Annotated in this window: 22 protein-coding genes and 2 pseudogenes; 16 read left to right on the top strand and 8 right to left on the bottom strand. The window is 69.9% G+C overall.

Going from position 1 to position 15,621, the window contains the following annotated elements:
* Positions 1–619 (top strand): annotated as a pseudogene (locus ACQB60_RS40430) (site-specific integrase); the annotation flags it as partial.
* Positions 620–679: 60 nt separating this feature from the next.
* Here the strand turns inward: ACQB60_RS40430 and ACQB60_RS40435 are convergent.
* From ACQB60_RS40435 to ACQB60_RS40450, 4 genes and pseudogenes are all read right to left on the bottom strand, one after another.
* Entirely contained in the window at positions 680–907 is a 228-nt protein-coding gene (locus ACQB60_RS40435; protein WP_496931093.1) for a hypothetical protein, read from the bottom strand.
* 402 nt (positions 908–1,309) lie between these two features.
* A pseudogene (locus ACQB60_RS40440) lies at positions 1,310–1,393 on the bottom strand (toxin Doc); the annotation flags it as partial.
* On the bottom strand, positions 1,393–1,635 hold the full coding sequence (locus ACQB60_RS40445) for a hypothetical protein (RefSeq protein WP_496931094.1): 243 nt from the start codon (positions 1,633–1,635) through the stop codon (positions 1,393–1,395). The gene ACQB60_RS40445 and the pseudogene ACQB60_RS40440, both read right to left, overlap by 1 nt.
* A gap of 118 nt (positions 1,636–1,753) precedes the next feature.
* Positions 1,754–2,062, bottom strand: coding sequence for a hypothetical protein (locus ACQB60_RS40450; RefSeq protein WP_496931095.1), 309 nt, complete (start codon positions 2,060–2,062; stop codon positions 1,754–1,756).
* A gap of 694 nt (positions 2,063–2,756) precedes the next feature.
* Between ACQB60_RS40450 and ACQB60_RS40455 the strand changes: the two genes are divergently transcribed.
* The 7 genes from ACQB60_RS40455 to ACQB60_RS40485 all read left to right on the top strand — a co-directional run bounded on the left by ACQB60_RS40455 (position 2,757) and on the right by ACQB60_RS40485 (position 6,703).
* Positions 2,757–3,431: a hypothetical protein gene (locus ACQB60_RS40455; RefSeq protein WP_496931096.1), complete on the top strand. Its 675-nt coding sequence runs from the start codon at positions 2,757–2,759 to the stop codon at positions 3,429–3,431.
* Positions 3,432–3,636: 205 nt separating this feature from the next.
* A complete protein-coding gene (locus ACQB60_RS40460; protein ID WP_496931097.1) occupies positions 3,637–3,861 on the top strand; it encodes a plasmid mobilization protein in 225 nt (74 codons plus the stop codon).
* Positions 3,861–4,247: a hypothetical protein gene (locus ACQB60_RS40465; RefSeq protein ID WP_496931098.1), complete on the top strand. Its 387-nt coding sequence runs from the start codon at positions 3,861–3,863 to the stop codon at positions 4,245–4,247. The genes ACQB60_RS40460 and ACQB60_RS40465 overlap by 1 nt, the downstream gene beginning before the upstream one ends.
* The gene (locus tag ACQB60_RS40470) at positions 4,244–5,203 is read left to right on the top strand and encodes a pentapeptide repeat-containing protein (RefSeq protein ID WP_496931099.1); all 960 of its coding nucleotides are present in this window, start codon (positions 4,244–4,246) and stop codon (positions 5,201–5,203) included. The genes ACQB60_RS40465 and ACQB60_RS40470 overlap by 4 nt, the downstream gene beginning before the upstream one ends.
* Before the next feature lie 329 nt (positions 5,204–5,532).
* Positions 5,533–6,045 carry a hypothetical protein gene (locus ACQB60_RS40475; RefSeq protein WP_496931100.1) on the top strand — a complete coding sequence of 171 codons (513 nt, stop codon included), beginning with the start codon at positions 5,533–5,535 and terminating at the stop codon, positions 6,043–6,045.
* Entirely contained in the window at positions 6,024–6,290 is a 267-nt protein-coding gene (locus ACQB60_RS40480; RefSeq protein ID WP_496931101.1) for a hypothetical protein, read from the top strand. The genes ACQB60_RS40475 and ACQB60_RS40480 overlap by 22 nt, the downstream gene beginning before the upstream one ends.
* Positions 6,291–6,379: 89 nt before the next feature.
* Positions 6,380–6,703 (top strand): hypothetical protein, encoded by a 324-nt coding sequence (locus ACQB60_RS40485; protein ID WP_496931102.1) that lies wholly within the window; start codon positions 6,380–6,382, stop codon positions 6,701–6,703.
* Position 6,704: 1 nt separating this feature from the next.
* Here ACQB60_RS40485 and ACQB60_RS40490 read toward each other — a convergent pair whose 3' ends face one another.
* Positions 6,705–7,007 carry a hypothetical protein gene (locus tag ACQB60_RS40490; RefSeq protein ID WP_496931103.1) on the bottom strand — a complete coding sequence of 101 codons (303 nt, stop codon included), beginning with the start codon at positions 7,005–7,007 and terminating at the stop codon, positions 6,705–6,707.
* A 99-nt stretch (positions 7,008–7,106) separates the two neighbouring features.
* Between ACQB60_RS40490 and ACQB60_RS40495 the strand changes: the two genes are divergently transcribed.
* Together ACQB60_RS40495 and ACQB60_RS40500 are read left to right on the top strand one after the other, a co-directional pair.
* The gene (locus tag ACQB60_RS40495; RefSeq protein ID WP_496931104.1) at positions 7,107–7,709 is read left to right on the top strand and encodes a hypothetical protein; all 603 of its coding nucleotides are present in this window, start codon (positions 7,107–7,109) and stop codon (positions 7,707–7,709) included.
* Positions 7,710–7,773: 64 nt separating this feature from the next.
* Positions 7,774–8,355, top strand: coding sequence for a hypothetical protein (locus ACQB60_RS40500; protein ID WP_496931105.1), 582 nt, complete (start codon positions 7,774–7,776; stop codon positions 8,353–8,355).
* Positions 8,356–8,358: 3 nt separating this feature from the next.
* Here ACQB60_RS40500 and ACQB60_RS40505 read toward each other — a convergent pair whose 3' ends face one another.
* Positions 8,359–8,763, bottom strand: coding sequence for a hypothetical protein (locus tag ACQB60_RS40505; protein WP_496931106.1), 405 nt, complete (start codon positions 8,761–8,763; stop codon positions 8,359–8,361).
* A gap of 101 nt (positions 8,764–8,864) precedes the next feature.
* Between ACQB60_RS40505 and ACQB60_RS40510 the strand changes: the two genes are divergently transcribed.
* Positions 8,865–9,185, top strand: coding sequence for a DinB/UmuC family translesion DNA polymerase (locus ACQB60_RS40510; protein WP_496931107.1), 321 nt, complete (start codon positions 8,865–8,867; stop codon positions 9,183–9,185).
* Between the two features lie 46 nt (positions 9,186–9,231).
* Positions 9,232–9,633, top strand: a complete 402-nt coding sequence (locus tag ACQB60_RS40515) for a DUF6086 family protein (RefSeq protein WP_496931108.1) — start codon at positions 9,232–9,234, stop codon at positions 9,631–9,633.
* 216 nt (positions 9,634–9,849) lie between these two features.
* On the opposite strand, the gene ACQB60_RS40520 is transcribed toward ACQB60_RS40515, so the two are convergent.
* Positions 9,850–10,782 (bottom strand): M48 family metalloprotease, encoded by a 933-nt coding sequence (locus tag ACQB60_RS40520; RefSeq protein ID WP_496931109.1) that lies wholly within the window; start codon positions 10,780–10,782, stop codon positions 9,850–9,852.
* Positions 10,779–11,156 (bottom strand): BlaI/MecI/CopY family transcriptional regulator, encoded by a 378-nt coding sequence (locus ACQB60_RS40525; RefSeq protein WP_496931110.1) that lies wholly within the window; start codon positions 11,154–11,156, stop codon positions 10,779–10,781. Before ACQB60_RS40525 ends, ACQB60_RS40520 begins: the two co-directional genes overlap by 4 nt.
* A 121-nt stretch (positions 11,157–11,277) precedes the next feature.
* On the opposite strand from ACQB60_RS40525, the gene ACQB60_RS40530 reads away from it, so the two are divergent.
* From ACQB60_RS40530 to ACQB60_RS40545, 4 genes are all read left to right on the top strand, one after another.
* Positions 11,278–11,961 (top strand): DedA family protein, encoded by a 684-nt coding sequence (locus tag ACQB60_RS40530; protein WP_496931111.1) that lies wholly within the window; start codon positions 11,278–11,280, stop codon positions 11,959–11,961.
* A complete protein-coding gene (locus ACQB60_RS40535; protein WP_496931112.1) occupies positions 11,958–13,181 on the top strand; it encodes a glycosyltransferase in 1,224 nt (407 codons plus the stop codon). Before ACQB60_RS40530 ends, ACQB60_RS40535 begins: the two co-directional genes overlap by 4 nt.
* Before the next feature lie 94 nt (positions 13,182–13,275).
* Positions 13,276–14,112 carry an undecaprenyl-diphosphate phosphatase gene (locus ACQB60_RS40540; RefSeq protein ID WP_496931113.1) on the top strand — a complete coding sequence of 279 codons (837 nt, stop codon included), beginning with the start codon at positions 13,276–13,278 and terminating at the stop codon, positions 14,110–14,112.
* Positions 14,109–15,584, top strand: a complete 1,476-nt coding sequence (locus ACQB60_RS40545) for a glycosyltransferase family 39 protein (RefSeq protein WP_496931114.1) — start codon at positions 14,109–14,111, stop codon at positions 15,582–15,584. The genes ACQB60_RS40540 and ACQB60_RS40545 overlap by 4 nt, the downstream gene beginning before the upstream one ends.
* The last annotated feature ends 37 nt before the right edge of the window (positions 15,585–15,621 follow it).

The following is a 15,621-nucleotide window of genomic DNA, read 5'->3' on the forward strand; positions in this document are numbered from 1 at the left end:
GGTTCAAAGAGCGCCATCACCCGCTCACCGACAGTCTGGGCAAGCCACTGAGGTTCCAGCTCCACGACTTCCGGCGCCTCTTCATCACCGACGCGATCCTGAGTGGGCTACCCCCACACATCGCCAAGTCATCGCGGGTCACCGCAGTATCAACAGCACGATGGGATATGCGGCGATCTATCCGGTCGACGCGATCGAGTCTCACCGGGCCTTCATCGCGCGGCGCCGATCCCTGAGGCCCGTCGAGGAATACCGGGCCGTCACCCCGCAGGAGTGGAACGACTTCCTCGGACACTTCGAGAAGCGCAAGCTCGCACTCGGCAACTGCGGACGAGCCTACGGAACGGACTGCATCCACGAGCACGCATGCGTTCGCTGCCCCGTGCTCATCGTCGATGTCGGCGAGATGCCGCGATTGGTCGAGATCCGCGACAACCTCGCGGACCGGATCGCTGAGGCCGAACGCGAGGGATGGCTGGGTGAAGTGGAGGGTCTGACCACCAGCCTGGTCGCTGCCGAGGAGAAGATCACCGAGATTGCGGCAAGACGCGAACGCACAGAGTCGCCCGTCTTCCTTGGAGTTCCCTCCCTTGAGCAAGTCACGGCCCGCATTACATAGCCGCGGAACCGGGCTTCGCTGACGAGGTGTCGGCGGAGCCCGGCTCCGGTCAGCCTGGCGCTAGCCGAAGAGGTCCCAGAACTTTTCCACGGCCTTGCTCACAGACCCCTGCACGACCCCTCGCGCCGCGGCGTTCCCGAGGTCCCTCCCCGTGTCGGCCCCCTCCCGGGGTGCTTCGCAGGCTGGGGCGGTCTCAGCGTGCTGTTGCGCCGGAGACTCGGCCTCGCGGCTCACCGGCACCTCGGCAGGATGACGGCGGAAGGACTGGAAGAGCTGCTTGATGGACATGCGATCTTTCCCTCGTTGCCTCAGAACATGAGAGGTGAGGGATGCATCACGCAGATCTTCGCGCGCCGTTCGTCTCCCGATAGACGTCGACAATGCGCGCGCACGTGACCACTCCCAACACCCATGGGCGCGGGAGGGAGTTCTTACCTACGACCTCTGGGAGGGCCGACCGCAGCAAGTGCCCGGAATGCCGAGCAGCCCCAGCATCGGGCCACCGGCGACTCAATGAATCCCAGGGCCGCAACCACGATCAACACGAGAAGGAGGAAACCCGAGGGCCAGAGCGAATGCAGCACCACCACGGTGGGCTCGCTTCCGATCTGGTCAGGGTTCATGAATACATGATGCACCACCCGGCAGTCACACAAGGCGAGTTCGGGCACTTTGGACAAGTTCAGAGAACGAGTAGTCGACGACGGAGACGTCCTCGGGCAGCGCCTGCTCCTGGACGTCGAGGAGCCAGGGCACGTCGATGTACAGGATCATCAGGCGGCGCTGGCCCCGTGATCACGTCGCCGGGCAGGCGGGGCCTCGCCGGGGAACTGCTCGTCGAACTCGTCCGCCAGGCGCTCGCCCCACTGCAGGGCGCCCGCGACGAACTGCCTGCGCTGGTGTTCGCGCACGCCGAGGTCGTGCAGGTACTCCTTGAGGCTCTTGCCCGCCTCTGCTGCCGAGGCCCGGACACCGGCCATTTCGTGTTCGGTGAAGGTCACGTTCAAGGACGGCATACCTCATGGTACCAATCAGGTACCAGCTCGGGGGTGGCCGCATCCACATCCGCCCCATGGCCGTCTGCGGGCCTCCGGACCGCTGATGGGTGGGGCGTGGGCTGGGGCTGTTTCCGGGTCAGTAGCGCAGGCGGGCGGAATCTCCGTTGATCCAGACAATGCATTCCTTGAACAGCCTCATGGGCAGCCCGCCGTCTGCGGGGACCAGTGTCAGTCCGAGGTCCATGATCGGCTGGATGACCTGCATCATGCGCAGGCCGTCCGGGTCTGGTCCGCGCAGATCCGCCTTCGCCTCGAACTCGGCGCGGACCGTGCCCCAGCCCGGGCCCGGCGTGAAGCGGCACAGGAACCACGGCTGGTCGATGGAGTCCACCTGTAGTTCGCCGATCCGGGTGTCGCCCCGCATGAGCCACCACGTCCCGTTCACCGATGTCCTCCCTCAGTTCATGGCCTCAGCCGGGCCGCCTCGCCCAGGAATCCAGTACCCGGTGCGCGAGTGTCCTGCGAGGGGGTCGCCGGTGAGATCCGGACACCTCGCGGAGATTTCTGTGAACCGGATGCAGACAGAGCTCCGGGCGAGCCAGGATGGCGCGGTCGGTCGTATCACGACCTGGCGCCGTGGGGGAGCCTTGATTCGGGTTAGGAGCGTGGCCGGAAGCTACCAGCAGACGTAGCCTCACCGTCTTTGGGCCCGGGACGACCCCTGCCTGCATTTTCCCGATCCGCGACGTACCTGAAAGGACGTGGCGCGCCGTCGGGCCCCTTTGGTGCGCGCCCATTTCCTGCCGTGTACGACGTTCTGCACGCCGCCCTGCCCGAATTCCTCGGTTCCCTTGGGGCTGCCGCCGTGCTCTCTGTGGTCGCCGTGGGTGTCCGCAGGTTCCGCGGCCGGCGCCGCGACAACACCGGGGAGCACGACGGAACTTGCTGACTCTTCGTGGTCCGGCCGCCGCATGTGGCGGCCGGACCACGAAGGCCACGAACTCCACTGTGTCGGCGCCGTGATCGATTCAGTGGCGTGTCTCATTGCCCGGCGGATATACGCGGCGGCGCGACTATGCGGCGCGTCGTCGCATGCGGCGTGGCGACCTCACGCCGCCCTGTCGTCCTGGATGGTTTTGATGGCCGACCCCTCCCCCGCCGACCACGGCGTGCCCGCGATCACCTCCGGACTGCTGATGGCGCATCAGGCCCTGGGCGCCGAGCACCAGACTCTGGCCGAGGAAGAGCGGAACATCGCCGCCAAGGAGCGCCTTGGCACGGTGCGGCGCATGCGCCAGTCCCTGGCCGACATGAATCTGCAGCTGGTCGTCGCGCTGCACCGGCTGGCCACGCTGCACGGGATGGACGCGCTCGGCCTGGACGGCCGGATGTCGAAGGACACCGACGGCCGGGACTACTCCCCGCTGCTGCCCGTGGGCCACCCCTGCGAGGCCCTCGAGGACGCGGCTACCCATCTCGGCCTTGCACTGCGGCACCTGGACCAGGCGTACGCGCCGACGAGGAAGCACCCGCGCCTCGCGGTGGCCCGGTGCCTGCACCAGATGCAGGTCGTTTTCTGCGGTCTGCGTGAAGCCGTCGCCGCCTTGCGCAGCGAGTTCGTCACCCGGGACCTGGCCGAGTGCGCCGCTGAATGGGAGCCGCACTCCGCGTTCCTGGAGGAGTTGGAGGCCCGGGTGTGCCGTCCGGTGCCCGCACAGGCATCCGCGCTCACCGGCGACCAGGTGAGTGCCGCGATCCTCGCGGATCCCGCGATCGCGCGGGCAGCCGCTGCTGCCCTTGCCCGCACCGCCTGATCTGCACTCCCGGGGCTTCACGCACGAGGGCCTCGCCTCGCCCGTGACCGAGGCGAGGCCCTCGGCGCCGACGGCCAACTGCGCCTGCCGCCCCGTCCCGGTCCAGGGCCCGCCTGCGACACGACTGGGACAGCCTCGTCGTTTCCCGCGCCGGGCGGCTGCAGAGCACCCTTCCCACGCTGCTAGCAATTGCTATCATGGGTGGGTGGCCAGTGATCTGAAGCAGCTGAACGTCCGTGTCGATCCCCGCACGCACGAACGGCTCACCGCGCGCGCGAAGCGCCGCGGCATGAGCGTGCAGGCATATGTGTCCGGCCTCGTCGAAAGCGACGTCACCCCCGAGCGCGACGCCTTCGTCTCCGGCCTCGTCGGCGACATGAGCGAGCTGCTGGATGAGTTCGAGGACCGCTTCGAGGCCGGCAACCGCTGATGATCCTGCGCGTCGACGCCCGCTGGATCGAGGAATCCCTCGAAGAGTTCGAACGGCGCAGCGGCCGGGAGGTCGCCATCGATGACTGGGGGGCGCTCGCTGCGGCGGTGTACCGGCATGCCTACGAGCTGCATGCCGGGGAGTCGTTCTATGTGGAGACGCCGGTCCGTGCGGCGGTCCTGCTGCAGATGTTCGTCGTCACCCGCCCGCTGAGCGACTACAACGGCCTGGTCGGCTCCGCGCTTGCGGTCCGCTATATGCGCGACTCCGGCGAGTCTCTCAAGCCCCCGCCCGGCGGCCTGTCCGGCCTCGTCACGGAGATCCGGGACAATCAGCTCGCCCTGCGCGCGATCGCCGCCAGGCTCCGGCACTGGGCCACCCAGTGACCTCCCCCTCGCCCCACCCCAGCGCGGGCGAGGCGACACCGGGGGCGACGGATACCGATCCCACTGCCCGGTCGCACGGCACGGCTCGCCGTGTCCTTGCGGCACCGGCCGACGCCGAGGCCGCTGCCGTCCTTGCCGAGTGGGCCGCCGTCGGTGCCGAGGGCACGCTGGATGCCACGTACCTCAACTGGTCGGGAGCCGACCTGTCCGGCACCGACCTGTCCAGTGCACTGTTCTGCCCCTCGACGGCCCGCGGTGCCGTGCTGCGGGACGCATATCTGTACCGGGCGAACCTCGGCTGGAGCGACCTCACCGGCGCGGTGCTGGCCGGTGCCTGCCTGGTCAAGGCCGAGCTGACCGAGACGGTGCTGCGCGATGCAGACCTGACCGGTGCCGACCTCGCCAGCGCCGATCTGTACGCGGTCGACGCCCGCGGGGCCCAGATGGCGGCGGCACGCCTCGACGGCGCCTCGCTGCTCGGTGCTACCCGGCTGGAAGGCGCCGACCTGCGCGGAGCCAGCCTGCTCGGCACGAGCTTCGACGTAGTCCTCGACGACCACACCCAGCTTGAGGGCCTGCACGGCAGCATGTACGGGCCCGCCACCGTCGCCGAGGATGACGGGTGCCGCGAACTGGCCGGACTTGCCTTGGAGTTGTGGCTGGCCGAGCGCGGCGCGACGGTGGAAGTCCTCAACTCCCCGGCGGACACCACGACGTACTACGCCCGTATCTCAGACGACTATCCGCGCAGCAATCCGGCGGGGATCGTGCGCCGCCGCCGGGCCGGGACCATCGTGCGCGACGACGCCTTCACCCGCAATCTGCGCTGGCAGGAGACGGAGTACCTCTACCGCTACTACCTCGGCCACAACGATAACGACCATGTTGAGATCACCCCCGAGGAAGCCGACGCCTTCATCCGCCACATCACCCGGAAACTCGGACCGAAGAACTGACCGAAGAACTTGGCCGGTCACGGCGATGTCCCGGGGACAACACCCCCGACCGACCGGGCGCAGGAGCCGGATTTTCAAGTCGGCCGGTCACTCGCGGCTCCGGCCACAGCCAGTTGCCAGCATGAGGCGATCGCCGCGGCTCACGCTCCCGAGCGCGCGCGTGCCGGCGCCGCACCCTCACGGCCGAGTGCCAGAGCGACCTCGCCTGCCCCACACCACCCCGTGAACCATGCTCCCGAATGTCCGAAAGCCGGTGCGTCACAGGCGTTATGGGCGAGACGAGCGGGGCAGAAAGAAGCGAACACAAGTACGAAGATCGGGAGTCAACTGTGTTGCACCGCAAGTACTTTGTCGCCTCAGCGGCCGTGGCGGCCTGCGTCATCGCCACCCCCGCCGCGACGGCCAGCCCCGGCCCCATCCGTGACGGCAGCGGCGCGGCGAAGATCGTGGACAGGAGCTTCTACACCCTGTCGTCTCCGGGCGGCGAGGACCCGATCCTGCGGGCGGGGAACGCGAAGTTCGGCCGCGCCCACATCAAGCAGGGCGGCCGCCACCACCACAAGCCCAGCCACCCCTACAATCGCAAGGCCAAGAAGAAGTGGCAGGGCGCCTTCAACAACGGCACCTGCAAGACGGACGGCCGCTACTACACGCTGTATTGCTACCCCTTCCGGGCGGGCACGGCGAAGCGCACGATGTGCGTGTGGGTCGACTACGCCGACTGGAAGTTCCACGGAAAGAACATGGGCCAGAAGGGCATCCAGACCGCCTACGTGGCCAAGGGCCAAAAGGGACCGGGCAAGCACAAGGGACGCGACTCATGTGTGCGGCAAGGCGACTGAAGGACTCCGGAGAGCCGCGGCGCTTCATCCCGGGCGACCGGGTGACGCCGCGGGAGGAACACGACCACCCCGAAGACCCCATCGGAACGGTCATGGTGCGCCTGGCCACCGATGAACTGCTGGTCGACTTCCCCGACGCCGGTGGTGAGATCTATCTGGACGAGCACCTCGACCTCGTCCAGGCGGCGCCGCCGGGCTGGCAGCCACCGCCGCCCGTCCCGGAAATCGAAGTGCCCCGCGACTGAAGGCATGGCAGGTTCGCAGAACCGAGGCCGGCCGTCGGCAGCCGGGAAAACCGGCTGCCGACGGCGCGCCACGATGGCAGAGTCCGGCCATGGCCTTCCTGCGCTGCGCAGCACTGCGATGGGTCGACGATGAGCCCCATCCCGGCCTGATCGAAGTGGGCTTCACCGATGCTGGCGGACGGCAGCGGGTGTTCGTCGACAAGGTGCCCGTCTTCACGAGCGGCGACCTGGGGCCGGACTCCCGCTATCCCGTTGAAGTGCAGGTCCTCTGCGACATCCTGCCCACCGGCAGCGCCTCAGTCACTCCGGACAGAGCCAGGATCTCCGTCGCCCCCTGGGGACTGGAATCGCTGGACGGGCACGTCGAGTTCGAGGTCCGGGCTGATCAAGTGACTACTCTCGGACCTCCATGATTCACGTGCGCCTCTGGCCGTCAGGAGGCGCGGGCTGCTTGTCCCCGTCTTCAAAGAGGTAGGCGAACAGCTTCTGCAGGTAGGCATACAGGGCCCGTTCGTCGTCGAACTCCACGTCCGTGAGCCTGGCGTAGTCGCCGGTGGACAGCTCGCGTTTGGTCAGTACCGTCGCAAGGCCCTCCCGTACGCCCTCCACGTATTCCTTCCGGAAGCCGTGCAATGTCGGGCGCAGATACCCCCGCGTATCGGCAGCCTGCTCCTCATTGAGATAGACCCTGATGAACTTCTCGAGTTCCCTGTTCACTGGCTCCGGCTCCGGTCGCGACAGTTCTCGGCGGCAAGCGGGACCTCGCGCCGCACCTATTCCCACGACAGCTCGGCCTGCGCCTCCTAGCCTGCCTTGATGGGACTGGACATGACGCTCCTGGTCGTCGACTGGGCACACCTGCAGGGCATCCCGCCGCTGGAACGCGAGAGGGGGCTGACGGAGCTGGAGTTTCCCGACGACGAGCAGGGCGGCTACAGGCGAGGGGTGGTGTGGCCTATCCAGGCGGGGACACGCTGGTGTGCCGAGTACGAGTTCTGCACCGGCCTTGGCTCCTACAAGCCGCATTTCTGGGCGGGTGAAGCCTGGGGCGACGCCCGCGCGTTCACCGCACCCGCCCCGCGCGCACTCTTCGACCCATTCCTCGACGGCCTGATCTGGCTGGCCCCCGACACCGAGGAACTCGGCGCGGAATCAGAGCTCCTGCCCCGCTGGAACGGGCAAGGCTTGGTCTCCCTGCTGGTGCTGTGCACCCCGCCCCAGGCCGCCGCCCGGGCCCACGCCTGGCAGCACGCCGGACCCCACCTCGAGGAACTCCGCGCACCGTTCACCGCGCACGCCGCCGGCCGCTGGAGCTGGATGGACACCTTCGACAACTTCGCAGCCCTGCTGCGCGACTGGGGTGAGGTGACACTCGAGGCCGAACGACGCGGCTGGGGACTGATCGGACTGCCGTACTGAACCCCGGCCCGGCAGCGTGCCACCGGGCCGGGGACCGGCGATGAGGCCCGGCTCCGGTGACCGGATGGACGGATCGAACACACCGGCCGGACCGGGCGGGCTGCTGCCTGTGCTGGGCACCGATGCGGAGGTTGTCGCGTTCTTCGCTGCCGTCGCGGACCTCGACGCGACGGACCCGGCCGACTTCGAGCTCAATGACGACGTCCATCTCGCCTCCGGGGCCCGGCTGGAGCAGTTCGCGCGAGGCGCCTCGGGGGACGCTTACTGCTTCGTGGGTGAGGGCGGTGAGGAACGGCCGGTGGTGTACGTGAGCCTCGACGGCGAGGCCGGACTGCTCGCGCTCGGACTGCCGGAGCTGGTGCGCCTGTGTCTCGTGGCGCCCTGGTGGCGGGATACGCACGGACGGTCGGCCACACAACTCCGGGCGGTCGCCGACGAGTACCGCACAGACTGGCCCGACCTCGACCAGCGCCGTGACCGCGCGGCCCAGGTGCTCGGTCTTGACCCGGCCGGGCTGCCGTCCGAGGCAACGGTCCTGGCCCGGCTCGAGGAGCTCTCCCTGGGGCCGGTCGCCGCAGCCTGCCTCGTCCTCGGCTACGAGGGCACGCCGCTGGACCCACTCTTTGATTCCGCCTTCGCTCCCTGACCGTCAGCAGAACGCACACCCGTGGAGGGACCCGTCCTTCTCAAGCCGCTTGTCGCAGCGGGGACAGAACGTCACCTCCTTGAGCTTGGGGTTCCAGCGGCTGCCGGTCAGGATGTGGAGGATCTCCTCGCGGGTGGGGCCGGGACGGGGCGGGCAGGTGCGGCAGCCGCCCTCGCCCTGTTCGAGATCGGTCAGCCGCACCCGCTGCACCTGACGGCACCGCAGACACCGGCTGGTCCACGCCCCCGCGCGGGCCCCGCGGTAGTTCTCGGCGGGCTCCAGCCCGTACGCGGCCAGCAGCGCCTCCGCCTCACGCTGCGGCAGCCGCGCCAGCACACCGTTCTTGGCGCGCGCGTTCTGGTGCGCGCTCGGCGCGTCTGAACGCCCGCTTCCAGGCGGGCCGTTCACGCTCGGGGGCGCCGATGGCGTGCAGACAGGCGTAGAGCATCCGCAGGCTGGTGGGGAATGCCTGACGGGCCAGGAAGCGCTGCGCGGCCGAGCGGGACAGCGTGCCCAGGGCCGCGCTGCGGGCCTCCGCCCGCCGCTCCACGACCCGCTCCCGCACTCTGCCCGAGGCCACCAGCCACTCCCCCGCCCTGGCCCGCACCGCCCTCGACCTCTACACCGCCCTGCACCTGGACCGCGCCCGCGTACGGCACTTGACCCTGCGCGCCGGTCAGCTCATACCCTCCGAGCACACCCACCACCAGCTGCTGCTGGATCCAGCCGACGACAAGGTCCACCGCCTCGAAGCCGTCGCCGACGCCGCCCGCGCTCGCTTCGGCCCACACATCATCCGGCCCGCCGCCATCAGACCGCCCGGGTCCTGACTCGCCGGTGGGGCCTGCTGGATACGCTCCCAGCCATGACGATCATGTGGGCATCACGGTGAGCCAGTACTTCGGTGTGGGGGATGACACCCTGTGGAACCCGTCCAACACGGTGGCCCGGCTGTTCCTTCGGCAGGTAGCGGTATTCGAGGCGGAGCTGGGTCTGCCCTCTGGGATCGGGCCGATAGAGAACGACGAGTGCGACATCGACCCGGACGTCCTGGGCGAGTTCGCCCGCACCTTGCTCGCACACTACCGCCGCACCCAGCACCCCGTCCTCGCGGCGCTCTGCGAAGGGTTCCTCGCCACCCTGCTGGTTCTCGCCGAGCGCGCAGGCATCGACGTGTCAGGGACCGCAGCCGGCAAGGACAATACGTCGGGCCCCGGCGCCGCGGCGCACCGGTTGCACACCACGATGGAGGCAGTGGGCCCGGCGATGGCGCGGTGAGAATCTGCCGCGCGATGGTGGGTTCGTGGTGTCTACGATGCCCGCGCGGTCGGATTCTGCCCGCGCTGTGCCTACCGGATGCGCTCAACCAGCGTCCGGACCTTGGAGTTGAGGAGGTTGAGATCAGGGGCCGGCGTGGTGTCGTATCCGGGGCGGCCCAGGCGGAGAGCGCCATAGACCGGGGGGCCTTGGTGTTGCCCGTGGATGCTGTGCCGTTCAGCGGGACTCTTCGCCCTGGGCGACCTCCACCTCGTGGTGGAAGCTGACGACCCCGGTGGCTCCGACGGTGGCGGAGAGGGCGGCACAGCAGGCGAGCAGGACGGCTATCCAGTATGTGGCGTGCGCCCGGGGTGCGGGGGCGAGCAGGGCGGCGACGCGCTGCGGGACGGGACCGGAGGTGGCCGCGGGGGCAAAGTCGGGGCGTGTGGGGTGCTTGGTGCGGGCGGCGTGTGTGGCGAGTGCGGCGCGCGCGATGGCGCGGGCGGTCAGGCGCCGGTCGCCGGTGGCGCGGGCTGCGGCTTCGTCGGCGGCGCGTTCGACTGCGAGGCGGATGGCGGTGCGGGGTGCGCGCAGGGCGGGGTGGCAGTGGGCGGCGAGTTCGGCCGCGGCGAGGAAGTAGTGGTGGTGGGCTTGGTTGTGGGCGCGTTCGTGGGCGAGGAGGGCGTCGCGTTCGGCGGCGTCGAGGCTGCGCAGCATCGCAGTGGTGACGACGACGCGGTGCGGCCGGCCGGGCAGGGCGTACGCGTCGGGGTGGGGCGACTCGATGACGCACAGATCGCCTGCGGTGGGACGGCGGTCGGCGACGTCGGTTGCCGAGCGGAAGGAGCGCAGTTGGCGCACGGCCCAGCGGGTCAGGGTCCAGGTGCTGATGGCGAGCGCCCCCACGGCGGCGCCGGCCACCGGCAGGGCGAACAGGCCGGTGGCGGTGTGCAGAGGGTGGACGAGTTCGGCCAGTGCGGCCAGGCCGTGGAGGGTGAGCAATCCGGCGAGGACGAGGGTGCCGAGCGTGATGACCGACGCGCCGGCCAGGACGACGGAGCTCGCCGTGAGCACGTACAGCGCGGGAATCGGGGCCAGGCGCCGTGCGGCACACCGGGCCAGTGGATGCGCCGCGATCGGCAGCACGAGTGGCACCAGGAGCGGGCTCACGTGCCGTCGCCTTCGAGGAGCTGACGCAGCATCTGCTCGTCATCGGGCTTGAGTCCGGCCACGAAACGCGCCAGGACCGATTCACGGTCCGTGTCCCGGTCGAGTTCGCTGTGCATGCGCTGCGCGGTCAGGCCCGGCGCGTCCTGCACCGGGTAGTAGGCGAAGCCGCGTCCCTGCCGGTTGCGGGCGACGACGCCCTTGTCGTAGAGCCGCGTGAGGATCGTGGTCACCGTGGTCCGTGCGAGATCGCGCGCGAGGTCGGCCTGTACCTGGCCCGGTGTGAGCGGCCCGTCGGCGGCCCACAGGGCGGCCAGGACGGCGGCCTCCAGTTCGCCCGCCGGCCGGCGTTCGTCGGTGTTGTCTGTGTCGGTCATGGAACTGCCCTCACCCCACTATCGTCTACAGTCACGTAGACCGTCTACAGGATTGTAGTCAGTCGCCGGGTGCGCCTGCGTGCCTCCGGCCGGTCACGACCAGAATGGAGGGCTCACGGCGATGCCCCCAGCCATCCACCTATCGTCGCAGCTCCCTGTCAACGTGCTGGACGCCCGTTCTCTGCTGTCCGCCTTCGGTGTGCTGGGTGTGGCGGCTGTTCTGTTCGCGGAGACCGGGCTGCTGATCGGGTTCTTCCTGCCGGGCGACTCCCTGCTGTTCACGGCCGGGCTGCTCGCCACCGGCAGTGGGGGCAGTCTGCACCTGCCGCTCGACGGTGTGCTGATCGCTGCCGTGGGTGGGGCGCTGCTCGGGGCGCAGACCGGATATTGGTTCGGCCGCCGCGCTGGAGCGTCCCTGCTGGCCCGGAACCGTAGCCGGCATCTGACCAAGGGCGCGGCGCGCGCCGATGAGTTGCTGTCTCGCTACGGCCACGGCAAGGCCATCGTCCTGGCCCGCTTCGTCCCTGTGGTGCGCACCGTGCTCAATCCGCTCGCCGGAATCGTGAAGGTGCCCATCCGCGTCTTCACGCTCTGGCAGGTCGTCGGCGGCCTGGTGTGGACGGTCGGTCTGGTCCTCGCCGGGTACGCGCTGGGCGCGAGCATCCCGAACGTCGACCGCTACCTGCTGCCGCTGGTCGCCGCCATCGTCGCCGTCTCTCTCCTGCCGCTGGCCCTGGAAGTGCTGCGGGCCCGCCGCCACTCCGCCGGGCAGGCCGACGAACCGTCCCGGGAGCCCAGCGCATGAAGATCACCTTCCTGATCCACAACGTGTACGGGATCGGCGGCACGATCCGCACCACGCTCAACCTGGCCTCCGCGCTCGCCGAGCGGCACGAGGTGACGTTGGTGTCGATGCTGCGCCACCGCGCCCGGCCCCGGTTCACCGTCGACCCACGCGTGAGCGTCGTCCCCCTGGTCGACCTGCGCGAGAGCTCCGACGACGCGGCCGATCCGCGCATGCGGCAGCCCGCCGGCATCTTCCCGAGCGCCGAGAAACGCCACAAGCAGTACAGCGTCCTGGCCGATGTACGCGCCGAAGAGTACCTGCGCGGCTGCGATGCGGACGTGATCATCGGCACCCGGCCGGGTGTCAACGTCTACCTGGCCCGCTTCGCTCCGCGCGGCGCCCTGCGGATCGCGCAGGAACACCTCACCCACGACACCCACTCCAAGAAGCTGCGCGGCCAACTGGCCCGCTGCTACCGCGACGTGGACGCTGTGGTCACCATCACCGAAGCCGACGCCGCCGCCTACCGGTCGAAGATGCGGCTACCGGGCGTGCGGATGGTGGCCGTGCCCAACAGCGTGCCGGACCCCGGACTGCCCCTGGACGGCGAGCGCGCACCGGTCGTCGCCGCCGCCGGACGCCTGGTCCGCGCCAAGCGCTTCGACCTGCTCATCGACGCCTTCGCCGACATCGCCGCCGCACACCCCGAATGGAGTCTGCGGATCTACGGCACGGGCACCGACAAGGACCGCCTCCAGCAACTGATCGAGAAGCAGGGGCTGCAGGGCCGCGCCGAGCTGATGGGCCCGGCCTCCCCGATCGAGGCCGAGTTCGCCAAGGCCGCCATCGTGGCCTCCGCCTCCGACGCCGAGTCCTTCGGCATGACCCTGGTCGAGGCGATGCGCTGCGGCACCCCGGTCGTCTCCACCAACTGCCCGCTCGGCCCCGCCGAGATCATCACCGACGGCGTCGACGGCCGCCTGGTCCCCGTCCGCGACAGACAGGCCCTGGCCGGTGCGCTGGCCGACCTGATCACCGACGAGGCCGCGCGCCGCCGCATGGGACGGGCCGCAGCCCGCACCGCGGCCGACCGCTACGACCCCACCCAAGTCGCCCGTACCTACGAGGAGTTGTTCACCTCACTGGCTGCCACCCGACGCTCCCGCGCCTGGCAGCGCCGCACGGCACGCTGGCGTTCCCGCGCGGGTCGGCAGCTGCGCCGTCTGCGGCACCGCTGACCGTCGCTGCGCCGCGCCCTCCCATGGACGCGATACGCCCTGTCCCGCCTCGACCCGCTGACGCGGTCGTCACCCCACCTCGAAACGGATCCAGATGAGCGTCATCAACCTCGGGCAGTCCGTGGTCCTCGGCATCGTCGAGGGCGTCACGGAGTTCCTGCCTGTCTCCTCCACCGGCCACCTGAAGATCGCCGAAGGGTTCATGGACATCCCCGTCGACGACCCCGCCGTGGTCGGCTTCACTGCGGTCATCCAGGTCGGCGCCATCGCCGCCGTACTCGTCTACTTCTTCAAGGACATCGTGCGGATCGTCTCCGCCTGGATTCGGGGCCTGCGGCACAAGGAAGAGCGCCACCACCACGACTACAAGTTCGCCTGGTGGGTGATCTGCGCGACGATCCCGATCGTGATCGTGGGCCTGGCCGCGAAGCCGCTCATCGAGGGCCCGCTCGCCTCTCTCTGGGTGGTCGCGGGCTCCCTGATCGCCGGATCCGTCGTCCTGTGGGTGGCGGACCGGTGGGGTCGGCACAAGCGCGGCGAGGACGACACGACGTTCAAGGACGCGATGCTGGTGGGCTGTTCACAGATCCTGGCCCTGCTCTTTCCCGGCTTCTCCCGTTCGGGCGCGACCATGTCCACCGCGCTGCTGCTCGACCTCGACCGGGTGGCCGCCACCCGCCTCTCCTTCTTCCTCGGCATCCCTGCTCTGACAGGCGCGGGCCTGTACGAGCTCAAGGACGCGGTGGGCGCCGGGGTCGGCGCGGCTCCGATCCTGGTGGGCACCACGGTGTCCTTCGTCGTCGCCTACGCCTCGATCGCCTGGCTGCTGAAGTTCGTCGCCCGGCATACCTTCAACGCCTTCGTCATCTACCGCGTGCTCGTGGGTCTGCTGCTGTTCGGGCTGCTGGGTGCCGGGGTGCTCACCTCGTGAGCACCCAACGCCCGCCGGCCCGAGTGCCGCGCCGCATACCGTGGCTGGCGCTGGTGGCCCTCGCCTACGCGGCGGTCCAGCTCACCCTGGTCGCCCCGCATCTGGGCCTGGGCTGGGATGAGACGGTCTACCTCTCTCAGGTCGACCCGCACCGCCCGGCCGCCTACTTCAGCGCCCCGCGCTCGCGCGGCATCACCTTCCTGACGGCGCCCGTGCTCGGCGTCACCGGCTCCATCACCGCGCTGCGGACCGTCCTCGCGCTGCTGTCCGCCGCCGCCCTCTACGCGGCCTACCGGTGCGGGCAGCCGTTGCTCGGTCACCGGCGAACCGCCCTGGCCGCGCTGTTGTTCGCCGGGCTGTGGGCCAGCGTGCTGTACGGGTCGCAGGCCATGCCCAACCTTTGGATGGCCCTGTCGGCGCTGGCGGCGGCCGGCTGGTTTCTGCGCGCCGTACACCCCCATGAGCAGCGGCGAGCTCTCATCGGCCTGGGCGCCATGGTTGCGGCCGCCACCTGCTTCCGCTTCTCCGACGGCGCATGGCTCGCCCTGTCCCTGCTCGCGGCGTGCGCGGCCGTCTCCTCCTGGCGTCGACCGGGACCCGCACTCGCCGTGGTCACCGGATTCGTTGCGGGTGGCGCAGAGTGGATCACGGAGGCGTATCTACGCTGGGGCGGCGTCGGCGCCCGGCTGCACGCCTCCAGTGCGATCGAAGGCGGCATGGGCCTGCACTGGGCAGGCGGCATGGCTTGGCGCAGCCTCAACGGCCCCTTGTTATGCCGCCCTTGCCAACTCCCGCTCACCCACCCCGCGTTCACCCTGTGGTGGCTGGCCCTGCCCGTCCTCGCCCTGCTCGCCTGCGTCGCAGCCCGGCACAGCCGAGACCGTGCGGTGACCCTGCTCCCCGTCGCCTGCGCGCTCGCGCTGAGCATCCCGTACTTGCTGCTCATCGACTACTCCGCACCGCGCTTCCTGCTGCCCGCATACGCCCTGCTCTCACCACCACTCACGCACCTGGCCGCACTCGCCGCCCGCGTCTGCCGACCGCCCGGTCTCCGCATCCTGACGTCCGGCCTGGGAGCCCTGCTCCTGGCCCTACACCTGGCCACGCAGTACCCGACCCTCGTTCACACCGTCGCGACCGCCCGCGCTGCCACCGCCCGTTACCGCACTGCCGCCCGCGACCTGCACCACCTCGGACTCACCCCGCCCTGCCTGGTCAGCGGCACCCACGCCCCACCCATCGGCTACTACGCCGACTGCGCTTCCGCCAACGTCGGCGGCAACAACCGCGACACCACCTCCCGCGCCCTGCTGCACCGCGCCACCAAAGAACCCACCGCCACCCTCACCACGTCCCGCTCCACCCCTCCCTCCTACGCCCGTAACTGGAGCGCCCACCCCCTGCCCGGCACCGGACTGACCGCCTACGCCCCCTCTGGCCGGGCAGCCCAAGCACGAGAGGCACGCAGATGAACCTTTGCGCACCGCGCCTCGCCCACCACAGGCGACT

Origin of the sequence: Streptomyces odontotermitis, from assembly GCF_050510915.1 — a bacterium.
Taxonomy (GTDB): Bacteria; Actinomycetota; Actinomycetes; order Streptomycetales; family Streptomycetaceae; genus Streptomyces.

Coding starts and splice junctions, on each gene's coding strand:
- ACQB60_RS40540 (WP_496931113.1), top strand. CDS start 13,276: ATGAGCGTCATCAACCTCGGGCAGTCCGTGGTCCTCGGCATCGTCGAG.
- ACQB60_RS40525 (WP_496931110.1), bottom strand. CDS start 11,156: ATGACCGACACAGACAACACCGACGAACGCCGGCCGGCGGGCGAACTG.
- ACQB60_RS40435 (WP_496931093.1), bottom strand. CDS start 907: ATGTCCATCAAGCAGCTCTTCCAGTCCTTCCGCCGTCATCCTGCCGAG.
- ACQB60_RS40485 (WP_496931102.1), top strand. CDS start 6,380: ATGGCCTTCCTGCGCTGCGCAGCACTGCGATGGGTCGACGATGAGCCC.
- ACQB60_RS40495 (WP_496931104.1), top strand. CDS start 7,107: ATGGGACTGGACATGACGCTCCTGGTCGTCGACTGGGCACACCTGCAG.
- ACQB60_RS40465 (WP_496931098.1), top strand. CDS start 3,861: ATGATCCTGCGCGTCGACGCCCGCTGGATCGAGGAATCCCTCGAAGAG.
- ACQB60_RS40455 (WP_496931096.1), top strand. CDS start 2,757: ATGGCCGACCCCTCCCCCGCCGACCACGGCGTGCCCGCGATCACCTCC.
- ACQB60_RS40500 (WP_496931105.1), top strand. CDS start 7,774: ATGGACGGATCGAACACACCGGCCGGACCGGGCGGGCTGCTGCCTGTG.
- ACQB60_RS40530 (WP_496931111.1), top strand. CDS start 11,278: ATGCCCCCAGCCATCCACCTATCGTCGCAGCTCCCTGTCAACGTGCTG.
- ACQB60_RS40480 (WP_496931101.1), top strand. CDS start 6,024: ATGTGTGCGGCAAGGCGACTGAAGGACTCCGGAGAGCCGCGGCGCTTC.
- ACQB60_RS40535 (WP_496931112.1), top strand. CDS start 11,958: ATGAAGATCACCTTCCTGATCCACAACGTGTACGGGATCGGCGGCACG.
- ACQB60_RS40445 (WP_496931094.1), bottom strand. CDS start 1,635: ATGCCGTCCTTGAACGTGACCTTCACCGAACACGAAATGGCCGGTGTC.